18 protein-coding genes are annotated in these 19,168 nt (G+C 67.1%); 10 read left to right on the forward strand and 8 right to left on the reverse strand.

All coding sequences use genetic code 11. The annotated features are described in order from the left end of the window. The first annotated feature begins 261 nt into the window (after positions 1 to 261). Positions 262 to 588 carry a hypothetical protein gene (locus BKN51_RS38850; protein ID WP_101612295.1) on the forward strand — a complete coding sequence of 109 codons (327 nt, stop codon included), beginning with the start codon at positions 262 to 264 and terminating at the stop codon, positions 586 to 588. Between the two features lie 525 nt (positions 589 to 1,113). Here the strand turns inward: BKN51_RS38850 and BKN51_RS38860 are convergent. Beyond that, a complete protein-coding gene (locus tag BKN51_RS38860) occupies positions 1,114 to 1,860 on the reverse strand; it encodes a S1 family peptidase (RefSeq protein WP_101612296.1) in 747 nt (248 codons plus the stop codon). Positions 1,861 to 2,023: 163 nt separating this feature from the next. On the opposite strand from BKN51_RS38860, the gene trpS reads away from it, so the two are divergent. Together trpS and BKN51_RS38870 are read left to right on the forward strand one after the other, a co-directional pair. After that, positions 2,024 to 3,043 carry a tryptophan--tRNA ligase gene (gene trpS, locus BKN51_RS38865; protein WP_101612297.1) on the forward strand — a complete coding sequence of 340 codons (1,020 nt, stop codon included), beginning with the start codon at positions 2,024 to 2,026 and terminating at the stop codon, positions 3,041 to 3,043. A 41-nt stretch (positions 3,044 to 3,084) separates the two neighbouring features. Next, positions 3,085 to 4,107, forward strand: coding sequence for a YhjD/YihY/BrkB family envelope integrity protein (locus BKN51_RS38870; RefSeq protein ID WP_101612298.1), 1,023 nt, complete (start codon positions 3,085 to 3,087; stop codon positions 4,105 to 4,107). Between the two features lie 4 nt (positions 4,108 to 4,111). Here BKN51_RS38870 and BKN51_RS38875 read toward each other — a convergent pair whose 3' ends face one another. Together BKN51_RS38875 and BKN51_RS38880 are read right to left on the reverse strand one after the other, a co-directional pair. Beyond that, positions 4,112 to 4,348 carry a hypothetical protein gene (locus tag BKN51_RS38875; RefSeq protein ID WP_101612299.1) on the reverse strand — a complete coding sequence of 79 codons (237 nt, stop codon included), beginning with the start codon at positions 4,346 to 4,348 and terminating at the stop codon, positions 4,112 to 4,114. Between the two features lie 133 nt (positions 4,349 to 4,481). Continuing rightward, complete coding sequence (locus BKN51_RS38880) at positions 4,482 to 5,720, reverse strand: D-alanyl-D-alanine carboxypeptidase family protein (RefSeq protein WP_168214494.1); 1,239 nt, start codon at positions 5,718 to 5,720, stop codon at positions 4,482 to 4,484. 43 nt (positions 5,721 to 5,763) lie between these two features. On the opposite strand from BKN51_RS38880, the gene BKN51_RS38885 reads away from it, so the two are divergent. The 3 genes from BKN51_RS38885 to BKN51_RS38895 all read left to right on the forward strand — a co-directional run bounded on the left by BKN51_RS38885 (position 5,764) and on the right by BKN51_RS38895 (position 8,854). Then, positions 5,764 to 6,018, forward strand: a complete 255-nt coding sequence (locus BKN51_RS38885; protein ID WP_026467335.1) for an SCO4848 family membrane protein — start codon at positions 5,764 to 5,766, stop codon at positions 6,016 to 6,018. A gap of 79 nt (positions 6,019 to 6,097) precedes the next feature. Then, complete coding sequence (locus tag BKN51_RS38890) at positions 6,098 to 7,510, forward strand: S8 family peptidase (RefSeq protein WP_101612301.1); 1,413 nt, start codon at positions 6,098 to 6,100, stop codon at positions 7,508 to 7,510. A 114-nt stretch (positions 7,511 to 7,624) separates the two neighbouring features. Further along, positions 7,625 to 8,854: a M14 family zinc carboxypeptidase gene (locus BKN51_RS38895; RefSeq protein WP_233223095.1), complete on the forward strand. Its 1,230-nt coding sequence runs from the start codon at positions 7,625 to 7,627 to the stop codon at positions 8,852 to 8,854. 76 nt (positions 8,855 to 8,930) lie between these two features. On the opposite strand, the gene BKN51_RS38900 is transcribed toward BKN51_RS38895, so the two are convergent. The 5 genes from BKN51_RS38900 to sdhC all read right to left on the reverse strand — a co-directional run bounded on the left by BKN51_RS38900 (position 8,931) and on the right by sdhC (position 13,469). Next, positions 8,931 to 9,896 (reverse strand): hypothetical protein, encoded by a 966-nt coding sequence (locus BKN51_RS38900; protein WP_101612303.1) that lies wholly within the window; start codon positions 9,894 to 9,896, stop codon positions 8,931 to 8,933. 159 nt (positions 9,897 to 10,055) lie between these two features. Continuing rightward, a complete protein-coding gene (locus tag BKN51_RS38905) occupies positions 10,056 to 10,826 on the reverse strand; it encodes a succinate dehydrogenase iron-sulfur subunit (RefSeq protein WP_101612304.1) in 771 nt (256 codons plus the stop codon). Continuing rightward, positions 10,826 to 12,580 carry a succinate dehydrogenase flavoprotein subunit gene (sdhA, locus tag BKN51_RS38910; protein WP_101612305.1) on the reverse strand — a complete coding sequence of 585 codons (1,755 nt, stop codon included), beginning with the start codon at positions 12,578 to 12,580 and terminating at the stop codon, positions 10,826 to 10,828. Before sdhA ends, BKN51_RS38905 begins: the two co-directional genes overlap by 1 nt. A gap of 29 nt (positions 12,581 to 12,609) precedes the next feature. After that, the gene (locus BKN51_RS38915) at positions 12,610 to 13,023 is read right to left on the reverse strand and encodes a succinate dehydrogenase hydrophobic membrane anchor subunit (RefSeq protein ID WP_005165555.1); all 414 of its coding nucleotides are present in this window, start codon (positions 13,021 to 13,023) and stop codon (positions 12,610 to 12,612) included. A gap of 2 nt (positions 13,024 to 13,025) precedes the next feature. Continuing rightward, on the reverse strand, positions 13,026 to 13,469 hold the full coding sequence (gene sdhC / locus BKN51_RS38920; RefSeq protein WP_101612306.1) for a succinate dehydrogenase, cytochrome b556 subunit: 444 nt from the start codon (positions 13,467 to 13,469) through the stop codon (positions 13,026 to 13,028). Positions 13,470 to 14,013: 544 nt separating this feature from the next. Between sdhC and BKN51_RS38925 the strand changes: the two genes are divergently transcribed. The 4 genes from BKN51_RS38925 (at position 14,014) to BKN51_RS38940 (ending at position 19,168) form a co-directional block, all read left to right on the forward strand. Next, positions 14,014 to 15,150, forward strand: a complete 1,137-nt coding sequence (locus BKN51_RS38925; protein ID WP_101612307.1) for a BMP family lipoprotein — start codon at positions 14,014 to 14,016, stop codon at positions 15,148 to 15,150. Between the two features lie 81 nt (positions 15,151 to 15,231). Continuing rightward, the gene (locus tag BKN51_RS38930; RefSeq protein ID WP_101612308.1) at positions 15,232 to 16,812 is read left to right on the forward strand and encodes an ABC transporter ATP-binding protein; all 1,581 of its coding nucleotides are present in this window, start codon (positions 15,232 to 15,234) and stop codon (positions 16,810 to 16,812) included. After that, positions 16,809 to 17,897, forward strand: a complete 1,089-nt coding sequence (locus tag BKN51_RS38935; protein ID WP_101612309.1) for an ABC transporter permease — start codon at positions 16,809 to 16,811, stop codon at positions 17,895 to 17,897. The genes BKN51_RS38930 and BKN51_RS38935 overlap by 4 nt, the downstream gene beginning before the upstream one ends. Continuing rightward, a complete protein-coding gene (locus tag BKN51_RS38940; RefSeq protein WP_168214495.1) occupies positions 17,894 to 19,168 on the forward strand; it encodes an ABC transporter permease in 1,275 nt (424 codons plus the stop codon). The genes BKN51_RS38935 and BKN51_RS38940 overlap by 4 nt, the downstream gene beginning before the upstream one ends.

The raw sequence follows: 19,168 nt of genomic DNA on the forward strand, positions 1-19,168 counted from the left end.
ACATCCGAACGGCCTAACCCTGTCCGGTTTTGTCAGAAACCGTTTCGGGGCATGGCAACTCTGAGACGAGGGGTGCTCGAAAGATCCCCCCTGTGAGGGGCTAGTCTCGTGCCCCGAGTTGATCAGAACCCACAGGTCTTGACACGCTCGGTAGTTTTTTGACCAGCAACCTGGAAATGCTCACTCTTTCGGGTTAGCGTTCCGGTTCAGCAAAGTCACGTCACGGGAGGCACTCCGGTGCGGAACCCAGTTCATCTCCTGATGCGGTCGGCCCTGGCCTCGGCCAGGGTGGCGGCGGTCATCGCGGTCCCGGCCGCGCTGCTCGTCGCGGGCGCTGTGCCAGCGTCGGCCGCTGAGTCGACGTCGCGCTCGGAGATGGCGTTCGGTCTCTTGGGCCCGGTCGGCCTGATCGCCGTCGCGCTCGGCATCGTCGGCATGGCGTTCGGGGTGTTCCGGCAGCGCCGGAAGGCTCGCGCCGCGGCCAATGCCGCCCCCGTTCCCGTCCAGCCCACCGGCCCGGGTGTCGCCGCGATGGCCGAGGCCGTCCTCGCCGAGCGCGATGCCCTCGCCCGCCCGCAGCGTCCCTGACCTGCTTCTTCTCGTTTGCGGATCGCGTTTAGCCCGCTAAAGGCGAGTCCGCCCGCGGGTGCGCCACCGGCTCCCGGATCGCGTTTAACCCGCTAAACGCAGGTCGGCGCGGAGCCCGGTAGATCGCGTTTAGCCCGCTAAAGGCGACGCGTTGGATTTGTTGAGTAGGGGCACCTAGTCCGGCCCGGATTGTTTAGGCGCTCGCTGATCGCCACGCTCGGGTGCATGACGGTGACGCGGCGTCGCAGCCGGCCCGGTGACCCCTTTCCGCGTGCCTTGGACCGGGCGATCACCGACAGCGGCCTTGGACTCGACCGGATCCGGCACCGGCTCGCCCAGCAGGGCGTCAAGGTCAGTGTCGCGACCCTGAGCTACTGGCGGACAGGAAGAAGCCGCCCCGAGCGGTGCGACTCCCTGAAGGCGGTCGCGCTGCTGGAGCGGCTTTTCGAACTTCCGCACGGTTCTTTGCTGAACCGGCTGGGACCGCGTCGCCCCAGGGGGCGGTGGGGCGACGCGGGGGCCGGGTCAGACTCCGGAGTTGGTGCGGATCCAGCTGCGGAAGTAGGGGACGTCCACGTAGATCGACGGCCCGGTCGCGCAGGTGCTGCTGTTGTTCCCGGCGCGGCTCGTGGCGCCGACCAGCTGCCAGACACCGTTGACCTGCTTCACCTGCGGGCCGCCAGAGTCGCCGTAGCAGGCGCCCTTGTTCCCGCCGGGGTTGTTGGTGCAGATCTCGCTCGCGCCGCTGATCCCGAGACAACGGTTGTCGGCGACGATCGAGGTGTCCAGCTGCTGCAGGGTGACCGGGGCACCACAGCCGCCCTGCGGGGCGCAGGTCTGGCCCCAGCCGATGATCCGCGTCGCGGTGCCGACGGCCCCGGACGCGTCAGCGATCGTGACCGGCGCCTGCGAAACCGCCGTCGAGAGACGCAGCAGCGCCAGGTCGGCGCTCGGGTGGGCGATCCGCTGGGCCACGCGGGCCACGGTGCCGCCGCTGGTGCGGTTCGTGGTTCCGACCCGCACCTGGTACGGCGTTCCGCAGTGCTTCGCGGTGACCACCCAGGTCGAGCTGATCAATGACCCACCACACTGATGCCCGCCGCCGCTCGACTGCTGGGACACCATGAACGAATAGACCTGCGTCGCGTTGCCGCCGCCGACGATGTTCGGCTGGACGCCGCCGGTGGGCTCGGCCGCCGTCGCGACGCCGGGGAGGGTGAACACGGCCGCAGCCGCGATGGCCAAGCCCATCAGCAGGGATCGTGCCTTCATCTGGGTTCTCCTTCGGTGTGGCCGGAAGATCCGGTGCCATGAACGCTAGGAATCGGACACCGCGCCCAGAACCGTCGGAAGTATGTGGCGTTTAACCGTTTAGACCTTTCGGCCGGGGCGAGGCCGGATGACCCGCCGCGGCGTGGCCTGAGAGAATCCGGGCGTGTCCGACGAACTGAAGCGCCCGCGGGTGCTCTCCGGGATCCAGCCGACCGCCGACTCGTTCCACCTGGGCAACTACCTGGGTGCGCTGCGGCAATGGGTGCGGCTGCAGGACACCCACGACACCTTCTACATGGTCGTCGACCTGCACGCGATCACCGTCGAGCAGGACCCGAAGGTGCTGCGGGACCGCACGCGCCGCTCGGCCGCGCAGCTGCTCGCGCTCGGCGTCGATCCGGCCCGCAGCGCGCTGTTCGTCCAGAGCCAGGTGCCCGAGCACGCCCAGCTGAGCTGGGTGCTGGAGTGCCAGACCGGGTTCGGCGAGGCGAGCCGGATGACGCAGTTCAAGGACAAGGCCGCGAAACAGGGCACGGATCGCGCCAGCGTCGGCCTGTTCACCTACCCGGTCCTGCAGGCCGCGGACATCCTGCTGTACCAGGCGAACGAGGTCCCCGTCGGCGAGGACCAGCGGCAGCACCTGGAGCTGACGCGCAACCTCGCGCAGCGGTTCAACAACCGCTACGGCAAGACGTTCACCGTGCCGGAGCCGCATATCGTCAAGGACACGGCGAAGATCTACGACCTGCAGGAGCCGACCGCGAAGATGAGCAAGTCCTCGTCGACCGGCAACGGCCTCATCGAGCTGCTCGAAGACCCGAAGAAGTCGGCGAAGAAGGTCCGCTCGGCGGTCACCGACACCGGCCGCGAGATCGTCTTCGACACCGAGAACAAGCCGGGCGTCTCCAACCTGCTGACGATCCTCTCCGCGCTGACCGAACAGCCGGTCGCCGAACTCGAAACCGCCTTCGAGGGCAAGGGCTACGGCGACCTGAAGAAGGGCGTCGCCGAGGCGTTCGTCGACTGGGTCACTCCGGTCCAGGAACGCGTCCAGTCCTACATGGACGACGTCGCCGAGCTCGACAAGGCGCTGGCCCTCGGAGCACAGCGGGCACGGGAAGTCGCGTCGGTGACTTTGCGGAACGTCTACGAGAACATCGGTTTCCTTCCCCCGGCAGGCTGATTCGCGCTGCGCGCCGCGGTGGGCGTGGTTAGCGTCAACAGGTGGCGAAAGATGACGGCGCGAAGCCGGACGAGGACAAGCTGCTACCGCGCTTGAGGCGGAAGTACGGCTGGCTCGATCACCTCATCCGGGCGAACGACGCCTTCACCGAGCGCTACGGCAACCACTATGCCGCGGCCATCACCTACTTCAGCGTGCTTTCGGTGATCCCGATCCTGATGGTCGCCTTCGCGGTCATCGGGCTCGTGGTCGCCGGCGATCAGACGGTGCTCAACCAGATCACCGACGGCATCAACAAATCGGTGCCCGACGGTCTGCGCGATCTGGTCGGCGGCATCGTCGGCGCGGCGCTGAAGTCCGGCGGCGGCATCGGGATCTTCGGTCTGGTGCTCGCGCTGTACTCCGGCGTCGGCTGGATGACGAACCTGCGTGACGCGCTGACCGCCCAATGGGGTCAGGAAAAGAAGCAGCTGCCGCTGGTTTCGACGACGATCAAGGATCTTCTGTCGCTGGTCGGGCTCGGTGTCGCGCTGGTGGTCTCGTTCGGTCTCACCGCGGCGGGCAGCGGCATCGGGCGGTTCCTGCTCGAACTGGTCGGCCTGCAGGACCAGGGTTGGGCCGTGTTCCTGCTGAAGGTCGCGACGATCCTGCTCGGTCTGCTCGCGAACACGCTGGTGTTCCTGTGGGTCATCGCGAGGCTTCCGCGCGAGCACGTCGCGCTGCGCAGCGCGGTCAAGGGCGCGATCTTCGCCGCCGTGGGGTTCATCGTGCTCCAGCAGGGCGCGACCCTCTACCTCGGCAGCGTCACGAAGTCACCGGCGTTCACCTTGTTCGGCCCGGTGATCGGCCTGCTGGTTTTCGCGAACCTGGTTTCGCGGTTCCTGCTGTTCGTCACCGCGTGGACGGCGACGGCGAAGGAGAACATGTCGACGGTCATCGAGCCGCCGGCCCCCGTGTCCATTCACCCGAGGGTGACCGTCCAGCAGGGGCCGGGGCTCGGTGCCGTCGGCGGGGCTTTCGCGACCGGAGCGCTTTTGGGCTGGCTCGGCCGCCGGAAGTCCTGACCGGCTACTGGCCGGGCTGCTGCGGAACCTGCTGGGCGACGGGCGCCGGCTCGGCCTGCGCTGCCTTGTTCTTGCGGACGAGGCCCGCGACGAGCAGGGCGATGCCGAGAACGCCGACGACGATGCCGAGCACCGGCTGGTAGTCCTCGGCCCACATCAGCAGGACGAACTGACGGTCGGTGTAGGTCAGCGCGACCGAGCCGAAACCGAGCAGGATGAACAGGAACGCGAGTCTCTGCATGGAGAAAACACCTCGGAAATGAGTACGTGAAATCGGGGACACCCATGGCCGTCCCCCGAACGGCTCGCAGGTGGAGACCGAAAGGTTAGCGGCCGGAGCCGTCGCTGTCCGCCGATTTCACGTTCCGGGCCGTTCAGTTCCCGGACAACGCCTTTTTGCGCTGGTGACCGATGACGAACGAAGCCACGATGATCAGGAAGACGACCAGGGTGATGATCCAGCCCGTCACTCCGAACGGGTCTTCCGCCGCGGCGGCGGCGCCGCTGTTCGACGTGCCGTCACCGTTCGGAGCGGGTTTGGCCACTTCCGGGTTCACGGCTTCCGCCGGTTTGTAGTCGATCCGCCCGACCGATTCGGCTTTGGCCTCGCGCAGCGCGATGCCGTAGTCGAGAAGTTTCGCGGCCTGTTCGGTGACCCGCGTCGGACGCTGCTCGGCGCGGAGCATCACGACCGCGACCCGGTGGCCGTTCTGGAGAGCGCCGCCGACGTAGGTGTGGCGCGAGTCGTCGGTGAAACCGGTCTTTCCGCCGAGGAATCCGGGATAAACGCCGAGGAGCTTGTTGTCGTTGTAGACCGTGATGACCGGCTTTCCCGCGGTGGGCGGGATTTCGAAGCTCTTGGTCTTGACCACCTTCGCGAATTCCGGCTGTTTCATCGCGTGGTGGAAGATCAGGCTCATGTCGTAGGCCGAGGTCGACATGCCGGGGCCGTCGAGCCCGGACGGCGTCGCGGCCCGCGTGTCCGTGGCACCGATGCGGAGCGCCAACGCGTTCATCTTCGCGAGGGTGGCGTCGACACCGCCGAGCACGGTGGAGAGCGCGTGCGCCGCGTCGTTGCCGGAATGCATCAGCAGCCCGTGCAGCAGTTGGTCCACTGTGTACTGACCGCCGGCGGCGATGCCGACACAGGTGCACTCCTGCTCGGCGTCCTCCTTGGTCGGGGTGATGACCTTGTTCGGCGGAAGTTCGGTGACCACGACCAGCCCGAGCAGGGTTTTGATCAGCGACGCCGGCCGCTGCCGGGCGTGCGGATCCTTCGCCGCGATGATGTCGCCGGTTTCGAGGTCCTGCAGCACCCAGGACGCGGCGGTGGATCCCTCGGGCGGGTTCAGCGCGCGCTTCGGGAGCACGAGCCCGCATTCGGCCATCCGGTCGCCACCCACCGGGACCGGCGGAACCGGCAACGGCTCCGGCACGACCTCGCCGGGGCGCGGCTTCTCGGAGGTGTCGATGGGCGCGGGAGGCGTCGTCTTGTTCGCGCACGGCTGCGCCTGGGCTGGTGGCTTCGGCGCGGCTGTGGCCACCGGCGTCACCGCGAGGGCGAGCACACCGGAAACGAGGACCATGAGCGACCGGGAGATAGCGCTGTGCACCCGAGCAATGTAGCGTCGCCGGGCCCGGTTCATACTCAGGGGCATGCGCATTTCGCGAGGTACTTCGATGTTCCTGCTGGGTTTCGGCGTGTGGTCGTGGATCATCTGGATCACGTTCGCCAAGAACCTCTGGGACAGCGACCGCGCCTGGGCCGCCGATGGCTCGCCCACCGCGTACTTCATCGTGCACGCGGTGTTGACGGTCGTCTCGTTCGTGCTCGGCACCATCATCGGTTTGATCGGTCTGCGCACGCTTCGTGGCGCCAAGTCACGGGACGCGGAAAAGGCTGACGCCTGATCGGGTTTGTCGTCCTTTTGACGGTGGTGGGCCCGGCGTCGGCTCCCTAACGTTCACCTCACCGAATCATGGAGGTGGAATGTCCCGGATCAGACGCCTGCTCGTCCCCGCGCTCGTCGCGGCGGCGGCGGGAAGTGTCTTCGCGGCCCCGTCGGCGAGTGCCGCGCCCGCACCGCAGTGCGACACCGCGAGCGCGCCGTTCAACTACGTGGTGCTCTACAACCCGCGTACCCCGGAGCGCAAGGTCGACACCGAGCTGCGCGCCAAGTGTGGCGAGAAGGTGGCGTACTACCCGGAGATCGGGGTCGCGGTGGCGACCTCGCGCAACGCCGACTTCCAGGCGAAGATCGGCGTTTTCCGCGCCTACTCGGGCGGCCGTGACGTGGCGTTCCCGCCGGCGGCCTCGGCCAGGTCGACCCGCTCCGCCGTGGTCGACACCAAGGAGAACGAAGAGACCACCAGTGTCGCCGCCGAAGAGGACCTGTCGGCGCAGCAGTGGGACATGCGGGCGATCCAGGCTCCCGAGGCCAACAAGGTCTCCGGTGGCAGCCGCTCGGTGACCGTCGGCGTGCTGGACTCGGGCATCGAGCCCACCCACCCCGCGCTGAAGGCGGCCCTGGACCCGAAGACGTCCGCGGGCTGCAACACGGGCGCCCCCGACACCACGCCCGCCGCCTGGGCGCCGACGACCTCCGACCACGGCACGCACGTCGCGGGCACGATCGCGGGCAAGGACACCGCGCGCGGCTTCACCGGCATCGCGCCCGGCGTCAAGCTGGCCTCGGTGAAGGTCGTGAACGACGACGGCCTGATCCTCCCCGAAGCCGCCGTCTGCGGGTTCATGTGGGCCGCGAAGCACCGCTTCCCGGTGACGAACAACAGCTACTACATCGACCCGGGCATGTTCTACTGCTCGAAGGAGCCGGGCGACGCGGCCGCGTTCGAGGCCGTCCGCCGCGCGGTGACCTACTCGACCGGCCGTGGTGTCCTGAACGTCGCCGCCGCCGGCAACAGCGGCTTCGACCCGGACAAGCAGACCGTGGACCCGAACCGGCCGCACCCGGTCGACAAGAGCTGCGGCATCCTGCCGAAGGCCATCGACGGTGTCGTCAACGTCTCGGCCATCGGCTACGCGGGCTCGAAGTCGTCGTACAGCAACTACGGCAACGACGTTTCGGTCACCGCTCCCGGTGGCGACCGCGCCCAGCTGCCGCCCACCGGCCAGGGTGCCGGTTGCCCGCTGTCGACGATCTTCAACGGCGCCTACGGCACCAAGTGCGGCACCTCGATGGCGTCCCCGCACGCCGCCGGTGTCGCCGCGCTGCTCGCGTCCCGCTACCGCCACGCTCCGCCCGTCGCGCTGAGGTGGCTGCTGGAGCACCAGGCCGACACGATCGCTTGCGGCACCGCCGCGCCGGTCTGTGAAGGCCCGGCGAAGGACAACTCGTACTACGGCCACGGCCGCGTCAACGCTCTGGACGCGGTGAAGTAGTTCGGCTGTCACGGGGCCGGTCCACGTTCGTGGGCCGGCCCCGTTTCGTTTCCCTGGCCCTTTCGACTGCGTCCTCGCTACGTTGTGAACACCTTCGACAGTGGGGAGTTCACGATGTCGGTGTTCGGTCGGTTGGTTCCCGTGATGGTGGGCCTGGCGGTGCTCCCGCTCGTCAGCGTGCCCGCCGCGGTGGCGGCGCCCGCCCAGGCTTGCAGTGAGGAACCGCGGGAGCTGCCCATCAACGAGTTCACCGACTATCGCGAGATGGTGCGGGAACTCGGCAGGCTCGAGCGCGTGAGCAAGGGGCGGGTGGCGGTCAAGGAGGTCGGGCGCTCCACTCGCGGGCGGGTGATCCACCAGGCGAGCGTCGGGACCGGGCCGAAGGTCTTCGTGGTCTCCAGCGAGATCCACGGGAACGAGAAGACCGGCACCGACGCGCTGCTGCGCATCCTCGACTACCTCGGCACGTCGGAATCGCGGGACGCCGAGCGGCTGCGGAAGACCATCACGTTCGTCGCGGTGCCGAAACTGAACCCGGACGGCGCCGAACTCGACCGGCGCGGCAACGACCTGTCGTGGACCGAGGTCCAGCAGCGGTTCCCGCAACTCAAGGACCGGCCGCCCGCCTGGAACTACCTCAGCGACGTCCTCCAGGGTGACGACTACCGGAAGCGTCCCGGGTTCGACGTCAACCGCGACTTCAACCCGGACCTGAACTACGTCCCGCGCGCGGAGGACTTCCCCGGTGCGCCGGACGAGCCGGGCTGGTTCATCACGCCCGAGGCGCGGGCGCTGCGTTCGGTGTACGTCGAGTTGACCGCGCGGCGAGGGAAGGTGCCTGACGTGTATGTCGATCTGCACCATCAAGGCGCGTGCGTCCGGCAGGAAGGCAGCAACCGGTTCCTCGACGTCGGCATCGACTACCCGCCGCTGCCCGACAAGTTCTTCGAGCCCGGCCAGAAATACGCGAAGTACCGCGATGTGTACACAAAGGACGAATCGCGGCAACTGGCGATCAGCGGATTCAACGGGATGACGTCGCGCGGGTTCGTCGGGGCGCGCTATCCGCATGCGCCGGATCGCGATCTGCCGGGGCAGGCGCGGTGTTCGTTCGCCTTGAACGGGACGGGGACGGTGCTGTTCGAGGTGCGCGGCCAGACGCAGACGCTCGGGCAACAGCACCGGGAGCACTTCACGCGCGCGGTGATGGCGGGGCTGTACAACATGCTGCGGGACGTGAGCACGGGCGCTGTCGAGTACATCGATCCGGAGGCCTTCGACCGGCTGCCCGGTACCGCCGACTCCTCCGCACTCGCACCCGCACCGGCACGCGTGCTGGAGTAGGGGTTTCTGGCTGGATTGAAGTACATGAAGGCCCCCTTCCTTGCGTTAGGCGCAAGGAAGGGGGCCTTCATGTACTTCAGGCGGCAGTGGACAGGTGAATGTCTGGTCGGGGCCGGGCCGTCGCCACACCGTGTGCGGCGTTGAGGTCGGAGAGAACTCCCTCCGGGTCGTCTCGCAGACGCGAGGGCAGAGTCTGCACGACGACGAGGCCTGCCGCGGCATACCGTGTGTTTCGCTCGATGGTTCGTGCGTAGTCCGCCTTGCGGAAATGGAACTCGAACGAGTCGATTTCCCAAACGAGACCTATGTCCTCCCACAGAGCGTCGGGACGCCCGAGGTAGCGACCAGTGCTGTCGTAGATCGCCGCGTTCCAATGACTCGGTGGCGAGGGAAGACCTTGGGCGAGCAATTTGGCCCGCGATTCCGCCATGGAGCGGATGTCCACCCAGCCGGTCAGCATGCGTCTCGGCACCGCGGTTCCTCGTTGTGTGCCATGGTCGAGTTCGCGCAGCAGAGCCTTCGGATGGCATCCGCCGTTTTGAATCGCTTCGATCAAGAGCGCGTCGACCTGCTCCGAGTGCTTGAGCCGGCGTGCCGTGTCGGTGGTGGCCCGGATCAAAGGCGCGAGTGGCACGCCATGGCGAAGGACCGGAGCCGGCATCCGGATCGTGCGTTCCATCGTCACGAAGCCGGTACTGCGGACCTTCCGCTCATGCGGGATGAGCAGATGCAGGCCCGGATCCGAAGGCATCGCAGCCCGACGCAGGCCGTGCCGCACACAGGCTTCGGTCCCGGTGACCACCGTGTCCGCTCCGCCGTGCAGGAGGCCGGCCGTCACGAGTTGCTCGGTCGTCGGTTCATTGCTGTGCAGCAAAATTATGCCCGGCAACAAGCGCTGCCATGGGCCGCCGGGCAGGCATCGGGTGTAGATCGTCCTGCTGCTCATCTCCAGGCATTCCAAGTCGGCTGCCCGGACGACACCGTTGCGACTTCTCTCCAGCAGCAGTTCGGGATGCTGAGCCCATCTCCCCCTTTTGGACATAAGGCCAGCATGAGTGCGGGACCGAGCACTTCACCAGAGCTGATTTGTCGACCTGTGGATAACTGCCCTGTTGTGGATAACTCCCTGCCAAGTACATGAAGGCCCCCTTCCTTGCGCCTAACGCAAGGAAGGGGGCCTTCATGTACTTGGAGCCAAGCGTTAGACGCGCTTGAAGAGCAGCGCGCGCTTGACTTCCTGGATCGCCTTCGTCACCTGGATGCCACGCGGGCACGCGTCGGTGCAGTTGAACGTCGTCCGGCAGCGCCAAACGCCTTCGGAGTCGTTCAGGATGTCGAGCCGCTCTTCGGCGCCTTCGTCACGCGAGTCGAAGATGAACCGGTGCGCGTTGACGATCGCGGCCGGGCCGAAGTACGAGCCGTCGTTCCAGTACACCGGGCACGAGGAAGTGCAGCAGGCGCACAGGATGCACTTGGTCGTGTCGTCGAACCGGTCGCGGTCGGCCTGCGACTGGATCCGCTCGCGCGTGGGCTCGTTCCCGTAGGCGATCAGGTACGGCTTCACCGCACGGTACGCCTCGAAGAACGGGTCCATGTCGACGTAAAGGTCCTTGAGCGTCGTCAGGCCCTTGATCGGCGCGATGGTGATGGTGGTCTTCTTGCCGTTGGTCTCCAGCAGGTCCTTCATCAGGACCTTGCACGCCAAGCGGTTGATGCCGTTGATCTGCATCGCGTCGGAACCACAGACGCCGTGCGCGCACGACCGGCGGAACGAGAACGTCCCGTCGATGTAGTCCTTCACGTAGAAGAGCAGGTTCAGCAGCCTGTCGGTGCGCTGCGCCGGGACGTCGTAGGACTCCCAGTGCGGCTCGTTGTCGATCTCGGGGTTGAACCGCAGGATCTTCAGCGTGACGGTGATCGGCGTGTGGTCGGAGGACACGGCCTCCGACTTCTCGGGGGTGGCCGTGGTCATCAGTACTTCCGCTCCATCGGTTCGTAGCGGGTGAAGGTCACCGGCTTGTAGTCCAGTCGGATATCGGAGGCAAGACCAGAACCCTGCTTGTAGGCCATGGTGTGCCGCATGAAGTTCGTGTCGTCGCGGTTCGGGTAGTCCTCGCGCGCGTGACCGCCGCGGGACTCCTTGCGCGCCAGGGCGCCGACGACGAGAACCTCGGCGAGTTCGAGCAGGAAGCCCAGTTCGACGGCTTCGAGGACGTCGGTGTTGTACCGCTTCCCCTTGTCCGACACAGTGATCCGCTCGTACCGGTCCTTCAGTGCCTGCACGTCGGTCAGCGCCTGCTTCAGCGTGTCCTCGGTGCGGTACACGGAAGCGTGCGAGTCCATCGTCCGCTGCAGTTCGGTGCGGATGTCGGCGACGCGCTCGTCACCGTGCTCCGAAAGCAGGCCCGAGAGCTGGTCTTCGACGATGGTGGTCGGGTTCTCCGGCAGTTCGACGAAGTCGTGTGCCAGCGCGTACTCGGCGGCCGCGATGCCCGCGCGACGCCCGAAGACGTTGATGTCGAGCAGCGAGTTGGTGCCGAGGCGGTTCGAGCCGTGCACGGACACGCACGCCACCTCACCCGCGGCGTACAGGCCGGGGATGACGTTCTCGTTGTCCCGCAACGCTTCGCCGTGGATGTTCGTCGGGATTCCGCCCATCACGTAGTGACAGGTCGGGAACACCGGCACCGGCTCGGTCACCGGGTCGACGCCCAGGTACGTCCGGGAGAACTCCATGATGTCCGGGAGCTTCGCGTTCAGCGTCTCTTCCGGGATGTGCGTGACGTCGAGGACGACGTAGTCCTTGTTCGGACCGCAACCGCGGCCCTGCAGCACTTCCTGCACCATCGACCGGGCGACGATGTCGCGCGGCGCGAGGTCCTTGATCGTCGGGGCGTAGCGCTCCATGAACCGCTCGCCGTCGGCGTTGCGGAGGATGCCGCCTTCACCGCGCACGGCCTCGGAGATGAGGATGCCGAGCCCGGCGAGACCTGTCGGGTGGAACTGGAAGAACTCCATGTCCTCCAGCGGCAGGCCCTTGCGGAAGATGATGCCGAGGCCGTCACCGGTGAGGGTGTGCGCGTTCGACGTCGTCTTGAAGATCTTGCCCGCGCCGCCGGTGGCGAACACGATCGACTTCGCCTGGAAGACGTGCAGCTCGCCGGTGGCCAGCTCGTAGGCGACGACGCCGGAGGCGACCGGGTTGCCGTTCTCGTCCGGGGTCAGCACCAGGTCGAGCACGTAGAACTCGTTGTAGAACTCCGTGCCGTGCTTGACGCAGTTTTGGTACAGCGTCTGCAGGATCATGTGCCCGGTGCGGTCCGCGGCGTAGCAGGCGCGGCGCACCGCGGCCTTGCCGTGGTCACGGGTGTGCCCGCCGAAGCGGCGCTGGTCGATCTTGCCCTCGGGCGTCCGGTTGAACGGCAGGCCCATCTTCTCGAGGTCGAGGACCGCGTCGATGGCTTCCTTCGCCATGATCTCGGCGGCGTCCTGGTCGACCAGGTAGTCGCCGCCCTTGATCGTGTCGAAGGTGTGCCACTCCCAGTTGTCCTCTTCGACGTTCGCCAGCGCGGCGCACATGCCGCCCTGCGCGGCGCCGGTGTGCGAACGCGTCGGGTAGAGCTTGGTGAGGACCGCGGTGCGCGTGCGCTGGCCGGACTCGATGGCCGCGCGCATGCCGGCGCCTCCGGCGCCGACGATCACCACGTCGTACTTGTGGAACTGCATTGAGGACTCCGCTTAACGTGTGGTGGGCGTCAGTTGGCCGAGATACCTGGGTCGAAGGTGAAGATCACCATCGTGCCGACGGCCAGGATGAGCACCATCGAGACGTAGAGCACGATCTTCAGCCAGAACCGGGTGCTGTCCTTGCGGGCGTAGTCGTCGATGATCGTGCGCAGCCCGTTGCCGCCGTGGATTTCGGCGAGCCACAGCATCGACAGGTCCCAGAACTGCCAGAACGGCGAAGCCCAGCGGCCGGCGACGAAGCCCCAGTTGATGCGGTGCACGCCGCCGTCGAGGATGTTCATGATGAACAGGTGGCCGAGCACCAGCACGATCAGGGCGAGGCCCGAGATGCGCATGAACAGCCAGCTGTAGAGCTCGAAATTGCTGCGGCGGGCGGCGGCGCGCTTCGGTGCGCGCGGGCGCTCGAGTGCGAGTTCAGCCATGGTCAGTGCCCCCCGAACATAACCTCGACGGTGCGCTTCATCATGAAGAAGGCACCGGGAATCATCACCACGACCCAGATGGCCAGGATGGTCCAGAGCATCGGCTTCTGGAACTTCGGTCCCTTCTCCCAGAAGTCGACCAGCATGACCCGGATGCCGTTGAGCGCGTGGAACAGCACCGCGCCGACCAGGCCGACCTCGAGGAGGTTGACCAGCGGGGTTTTGTAGGTCTCGATGACCTCGTTGTACGTGTCCGGCGACACGCGCACGAGCGCGGTGTCGAGGACGTGCACGAAGAGGAAGAAGAATGTCAGCACGCCGGTGATGCGGTGCAGCACCCAGGACCACATACCGGGGTCGCCCCGGTAGAAGGTCCCCTGCCGGCGTGAGGCACCCGCCCGATCGCTCGCGGCCGCCTCAGAGGCGGTGCTAGCCGTGGTGGACATCGGTGAACGGCCTCCAACGTCATGGCTTGGGCCCGCTGACCGCTGGTTTCCGCGCCTGCCGCCGGGTCGCCCACCTGGGGACGGCTCCGGCGACGGTGCCGAGATCATGGTCATCGAGCGTGGATAAAAGGGATGCTAGACCCGCTCCTCACGGTGGGCTCACCTCCGGGTTCGTCTGTGTGATGGACCAGACATCGAGGCCATCGCACGATCGAGTGACGGGGACCGCGTAACTCACCAGTTCGTCCACTGTGGACGCGACGGTCGTCACAGGTCACCCGCCGGATGGCCCTGAACGGTGCGTGACGATCTTCGGGCCTTCACGCGGCCAGGGGGCCGAGTACTGCCAGCAATGATCACCGTAAGTACTCCCTCCGTCGCGCTTACGACTCATGAGTAAACGTTTGTGTTACGTAGCGTGCCTTTCCTATGGCGGCTAAGCAGCCGTTAGGTACCGTCTCTCGGTCGAACCCGGCAGTGTCGCCGGGTCGTTTCTTCGGACCATCCGCTGGATCAGCGGGGAGGGAGACACACGTTGCGTCGCATGCGTGGAACCGCGCTGGCCGCCGTCACCATGGCCGGTGCACTCGCACTGACCGGGTGCGCGAAGGATTCCGGAGCGGGGAACAACAACAACGCGAGCACGGGGGACCAGTCCGCCAGCTGCGTGACCGCGCCGAAGCCGCCCGCCGCGGCCGCCGCCTCGAGCAGCACCCAGAGCGGTGAGAAGGTCGACGGCAGCAAGCTCAAGGTCGCACTGGCCTTCGACGTCGGCGGTCGTGGCGACGCGTCGTTCAACGACTCCGCAGCCGCCGGCACCGACAAGGCCAAGGCCGAACTCGGCGTGACCGCGGTCAGTGAGAGCACCGCGGCGACGTCCGAAGACGAGGCCGCGAAGTCGCAGCGTCTCGACCAGCTCGCCACTCAGGGCTTCAGCCCGATCATCGCGGTCGGCTTCGCCTACGCCAAGGCCGTCGGCGCCATCGCGCCGAAGTACCCGAACACCCAGTTCGCGATCGTCGACGACGACTCCGTCAAGGCCCCGAACGTCACCCCGCTGGTCTTCGCCGAGGAGCAGGGCTCGTTCCTGGCCGGTGTCGCCGCCGTCTACAAGTCGAAGAAGTGCCACGTCGGCTTCGTCGGTGGCGTGAACACGCCGCTGATCCAGAAGTTCGAGGCCGGCTTCCTGCAGGGCGTGAAGGCCGCTTCGTCCAAGGCCGTCATCGAGGACGAGTACCTCACCCCGGCCGGCGACTTCTCCGGGTTCCAGGACCCGGCGAAGGGCAACGTCAAGGCCGCCGCGCAGATCGCCAAGGGCGCGGACGTCGTCTACCACGCCGCCGGAGCCTCCGGTAAGGGCGTTTTCGAGGCCGCGAAGACCAACAACGCGCTCGCCATCGGCGTCGACTCCGACCAGTTCAACCAGAAGACGGTCGAGGCGTCGAAGGACGTCATCATCACCTCGATGCTCAAGCGTGTCGACGTGGCGGTGTTCGACTACCTGCGCGCGCTGGCCAAGGGTGACCTGACGTCGCTGCCGAAGCGCTTCGACCTCAAGGTCGACGGCGTCGGCTACGCCACCTCCGGCGGCAAGATCGACGACATCAAGGACGTGCTCGACGGCTACAAGGCGCAGATCGTCTCCGGGGCGATCACCGTCTCGGACAAGCCGCAGAAGTAAGCTCCACCAGACAGCGGGGCTCGGGAGGGTAACCCTTCCGAGCCCCCACCTGTTTTGTCTCCCAGAACTGGATGGCTTTTCATGAGCGCTCCCCAGGCCGAGGTCACCGACGCCCCCGACCGGGGTGAACCGGCCGTGCAGCTGACCGGGATCACCAAACGATTCCCGGGTGTGGTGGCCAACTCCGACGTCAACCTCACCGTCACCAAGGGCGAGGTGCACGCCGTCTGCGGCGAGAACGGCGCCGGCAAGTCCACCCTGATGAAGATCCTCTACGGCATGCAGCAGCCGGACGAGGGCAGCATCGCGATCAACGGTTCACCGGTGAAACTGCGCAACCCGCAGGACGCCATGCGAGCCGGTATCGGGATGGTCCACCAGCACTTCATGCTGGCCGACAACCTGACCGTCGGGGAGAACGTCTTCCTCGGCGCCGAGGGCCTGCACGGCATCGGCCGCGCGGCCAAGGCGAAGCTCGGGAAGCTGGCCGAGCAGGTCGGCCTGCACGTCCGCCCGGACACGCTGCTCGAAGAACTCGGCGTCGCCGATCGCCAGCGCGTGGAGATCGTGAAGGTGCTCTACCGCGGCGCGCGGATCATCATCCTCGACGAGCCGACGGCGGTGCTCGTGCCGCAGGAGGTCGACGCGCTGTTCGAGACGGTCCGCGGCATGCAGGCGGAGGGTTTCACCTTCCTCTTCATCTCGCACAAGCTCGACGAGGTGCGCGCGATCGCCGACACGGTCACCGTGATCCGCCGCGGCACCACCGTCGGCACGGCCGATCCGAAGGCGATCACCTCGCGTCAGCTGGCCGAGATGATGGTCGGTTCGGAACTGCCCAGCCCGGAAACCCGCGAGTCCACCGTGACCGACCGGCCCGTGCTGCGCCTGGACGACGTCTGCCTGAGCGTCGAGGGTTCCGAGCGGAACGTCCTCGACCACATCTCCTTCACCGTGCACGCCGGTGAGGTGCTCGGTATCGCCGGTGTCGAAGGCAACGGCCAGACCGAACTCGTCGAAACGATCATGGGCATGCGCAAGGGCGGCGGCCGGATCGAACTCGTCGACACCGACGGCAAGGCCGTCGAACTGCACAAACTGGGGACGCTCGCCCGCCGCGAGGCAGGCATCGGCTACATCGCCGAAGACCGCACGCGGCACAGCCTCCTGCTCACCCAGCCGTTGTGGGTCAACCGGATCCTCGGCTACCAGACCCGGAAGCCGGTCGCGAAAGGCCAGCTTCTCGACATCCTCGGCGCACGCCAGGACACCCGCCGCATCGTCGAGCAGTACGACGTCCGCACGCCGGGCATCGACGTCCCGGCCGCCGCGCTTTCCGGCGGTAACCAGCAGAAGCTGATCGTCGGCCGCGAGCTCTCCGGGAACCCGGTGCTGCTGATCGCTTCGCATCCGACGCGCGGTGTCGACGTCGGCGCGCAGGCGTTGATCTGGGAACAGATCCGGCAGGCGCGCGCGGCCGGGCTGGCCGTGCTTCTGGTGTCGGCCGACCTCGACGAGCTGATCGGGCTGTCCGACACCATCCAGGTCATGCTCCGCGGGCGGCTGGTCGGCGAGGCCGACCCCGCGACCGTGACGCCGCAGCAACTGGGCTCCGCGATGACCGGGGCTTCCGAAGATTCCGATGAAGAAGGTGTGTCGTGAGTTCCTGGCGTACGAGGCTGCTGCCGCCTCTGCTCGCGATCGTTTTCGCCGTCATCCTGACCGCGATCGCGCTGATCATCTCGGGCGCGAATCCGCTCGAGGCCTACGGCACCATGATCGGCCAGCTGTTCAAGGGCTCGACGGCGATCGACACGGTCAACCTCGCGACCGTGTACTACCTGTCCGGTCTCGCGGTGGCCATCGGCTTCCAGATGAACCTCTTCAACATCGGGGTCGAGGGCCAGTACCGGTTCGCCGCCATCGTCACCGCCATCATCGGCGGGGCGCTGAAGCTGCCGCCGGTGATCCACGTGCTGGCGATCCTCGTCGTCGCGGTGGCCAGCGGCATGCTCTACGCGGCCATCCCGGCCGTGCTGAAGGTGACCCGCGGTGTTTCCGAGGTCATCTCGACGATCATGCTGAACGCGATCGTCGGTGGCATCGTGGCGTTCCTGGTCAACGCCGACCAGTTCGGCGTGCAGACCGGCAACAACATCGCCACCCGCGAGATCGCCGAAACCGGCCGGATCCCGGGTATCCCGATCGGCTCCGGTGAGCTGTTCGGGTTCGTGTTCATCGCGATCCTGATCGGCGCCGCCTACTGGTTCATGCTCAACCGGACCCGGTTCGGCTTCGAACTGAAGGCCTCCGGCGAATCGACGACGGCGGCCGCCGCGGGCGGCGTGAACGCCAAGAAGATGACGCTGATCGCGATGCTGCTTTCCGGCGGTGTCGCCGGTCTGATCGCGATGCCGGAACTGCTCGGCCGCGACTTCACCTACGGCATCACCTCGACCCAGATGTACGGCTTCACCGGCATCGCGGTCGCCCTGCTCGGGCGCAACCACCCGGCGGGGATCGCGCTGGGCGCCCTGCTGTGGGCGTTCCTCGACCGGTCCGCCGTTTCGCTGGAGCAGATCAACGTGTCCAAAGAGATCGCAGTGATCATGCAGGGCGTGATCGTGCTGTCGGTCGTCATCGCGTACGAGATCGTGCGCCGCGCGGACCTGGCCGCCGAACAGCGACGCGTCGGTCGCGCGCTGGCGGGTAAGGGTTCCAGCGTGTCCGAGGGAGGTGCGGTGTGACCACCGCGGACGTTCTTTCGCCCAACTCGGGCGGGACCACCATGCCGGTGAAACGGCAGAAGCGCCGTCTTCCCGGCTGGGCCAAGGGCGCCATCTGGGGTCTGCTCGCGATCGGTGTGCTTTCGGCCGCTTCGTACGCCACCGGCGTCAACACGCTGACCTCGACCAACACCGCGCACACCGCGCTGCGGCTGGCGTTGCCGATCCTGCTGTGCGCGCTCGGCGGCCTCTGGGCCGAACGCGCGGGCGTGATCAACATCGGCCTCGAAGGCATGATGATCCTCGGCACCTGGGGTGCCGCTTGGGGCGCGTACTACGGCGGTGTCTGGTGGGGCCTGGTCGCGGCGATCGTGTTCGGCGCGCTCGGCGGTCTGCTGCACGCCGTCGCGACGGTGACCTTCAACGTCAACCACATCGTCTCCGGTGTGGCGATCAACCTGCTCGGTCTCGGCGTCGCGAAGTACCTCGCGAACTTGGTGTTCACCCCGCTTTCGGGGAACCCGCGCCAGTCGCCGCCGGTCCCGAAGTTCGACACCTACTCGGCGACGTTCCTCTCGGACTGGCTTTCGGACCTGGAGAAGATGCAGCGTGTCTTCCTGTCCGACCTCGCCGGGGTCGTCAACGGCCTGATCACCGAGGTGGCGCCGCTGACGATGATCGCGATCGCGCTCGTCCCGATCAGCTACCTCGTGCTGTGGCGGACGCGGTTCGGCCTGCGGCTGCGGTCGTGCGGTGAGAACCCGGTGGCGGCCGAGTCCCTCGGTGTCAACGTGTACGCGCACAAGTACGTCGCCATGATCATCTCCGGCGGGCTGGCGGGGATGGGTGGCGCGTCGCTCGTGCTGCTCGCCGGCGGGGCGGACTATCTGGAGAACCAGACCAACAACCGCGGTTACATCGGTCTCGCGGCGATGATCTTCGGCAACTGGCGGCCGGGTGGCCTGCTCGGTGGCGCGGCGCTGTTCGGCTACGCGGACGGGCTCCAGCTTTCCGGTGGCGGGACCGCGGTGCTCGCGCTGCTGTACGGCGCGGTGATCCTGCTCGCCGTGATCGTGGTCGTGCAGTTGTTCCGCCGTCAGTGGATCGCTTCCGCGCTCGGTGTCGCCGGCGCCGGTCTGCTGTACGCGATCTACTGGACCAACGACGACCTGTCGGGCGACCTCATCCCGTACACCGCGCACTTCGTGACGCTGATCGTGCTGGCCGTCGCTTCGCAGCGGCTACGGCCGCCCAAGGCGGACGGCGCACTGTACCGGCGAGGTGAGGACTGA

The sequence above is a fragment of the Amycolatopsis sp. BJA-103 genome (assembly GCF_002849735.1).
Classification (GTDB): Bacteria; Actinomycetota; Actinomycetes; order Mycobacteriales; family Pseudonocardiaceae; genus Amycolatopsis.

Bases quoted from the DNA above. Each gene is read 5' to 3' on its own strand.
- BKN51_RS38850 (WP_101612295.1), top strand. From the start codon at position 262: ATGCGGTCGGCCCTGGCCTCGGCCAGGGTGGCGGCGGTCATCGCGGTC.
- BKN51_RS38860 (WP_101612296.1), bottom strand. From the start codon at position 1,860: ATGAAGGCACGATCCCTGCTGATGGGCTTGGCCATCGCGGCTGCGGCC.
- BKN51_RS38875 (WP_101612299.1), bottom strand. From the start codon at position 4,348: ATGCAGAGACTCGCGTTCCTGTTCATCCTGCTCGGTTTCGGCTCGGTC.
- BKN51_RS38885 (WP_026467335.1), top strand. From the start codon at position 5,764: ATGCGCATTTCGCGAGGTACTTCGATGTTCCTGCTGGGTTTCGGCGTG.
- BKN51_RS38890 (WP_101612301.1), top strand. From the start codon at position 6,098: ATGTCCCGGATCAGACGCCTGCTCGTCCCCGCGCTCGTCGCGGCGGCG.
- BKN51_RS38895 (WP_233223095.1), top strand. From the start codon at position 7,625: ATGTCGGTGTTCGGTCGGTTGGTTCCCGTGATGGTGGGCCTGGCGGTG.
- BKN51_RS38900 (WP_101612303.1), bottom strand. From the start codon at position 9,896: ATGTCCAAAAGGGGGAGATGGGCTCAGCATCCCGAACTGCTGCTGGAG.
- BKN51_RS38905 (WP_101612304.1), bottom strand. From the start codon at position 10,826: ATGACCACGGCCACCCCCGAGAAGTCGGAGGCCGTGTCCTCCGACCAC.
- sdhA (WP_101612305.1), bottom strand. From the start codon at position 12,580: ATGCAGTTCCACAAGTACGACGTGGTGATCGTCGGCGCCGGAGGCGCC.
- BKN51_RS38915 (WP_005165555.1), bottom strand. From the start codon at position 13,023: ATGGCTGAACTCGCACTCGAGCGCCCGCGCGCACCGAAGCGCGCCGCC.
- sdhC (WP_101612306.1), bottom strand. From the start codon at position 13,469: ATGTCCACCACGGCTAGCACCGCCTCTGAGGCGGCCGCGAGCGATCGG.
- BKN51_RS38925 (WP_101612307.1), top strand. From the start codon at position 14,014: ATGCGTGGAACCGCGCTGGCCGCCGTCACCATGGCCGGTGCACTCGCA.
- BKN51_RS38930 (WP_101612308.1), top strand. From the start codon at position 15,232: ATGAGCGCTCCCCAGGCCGAGGTCACCGACGCCCCCGACCGGGGTGAA.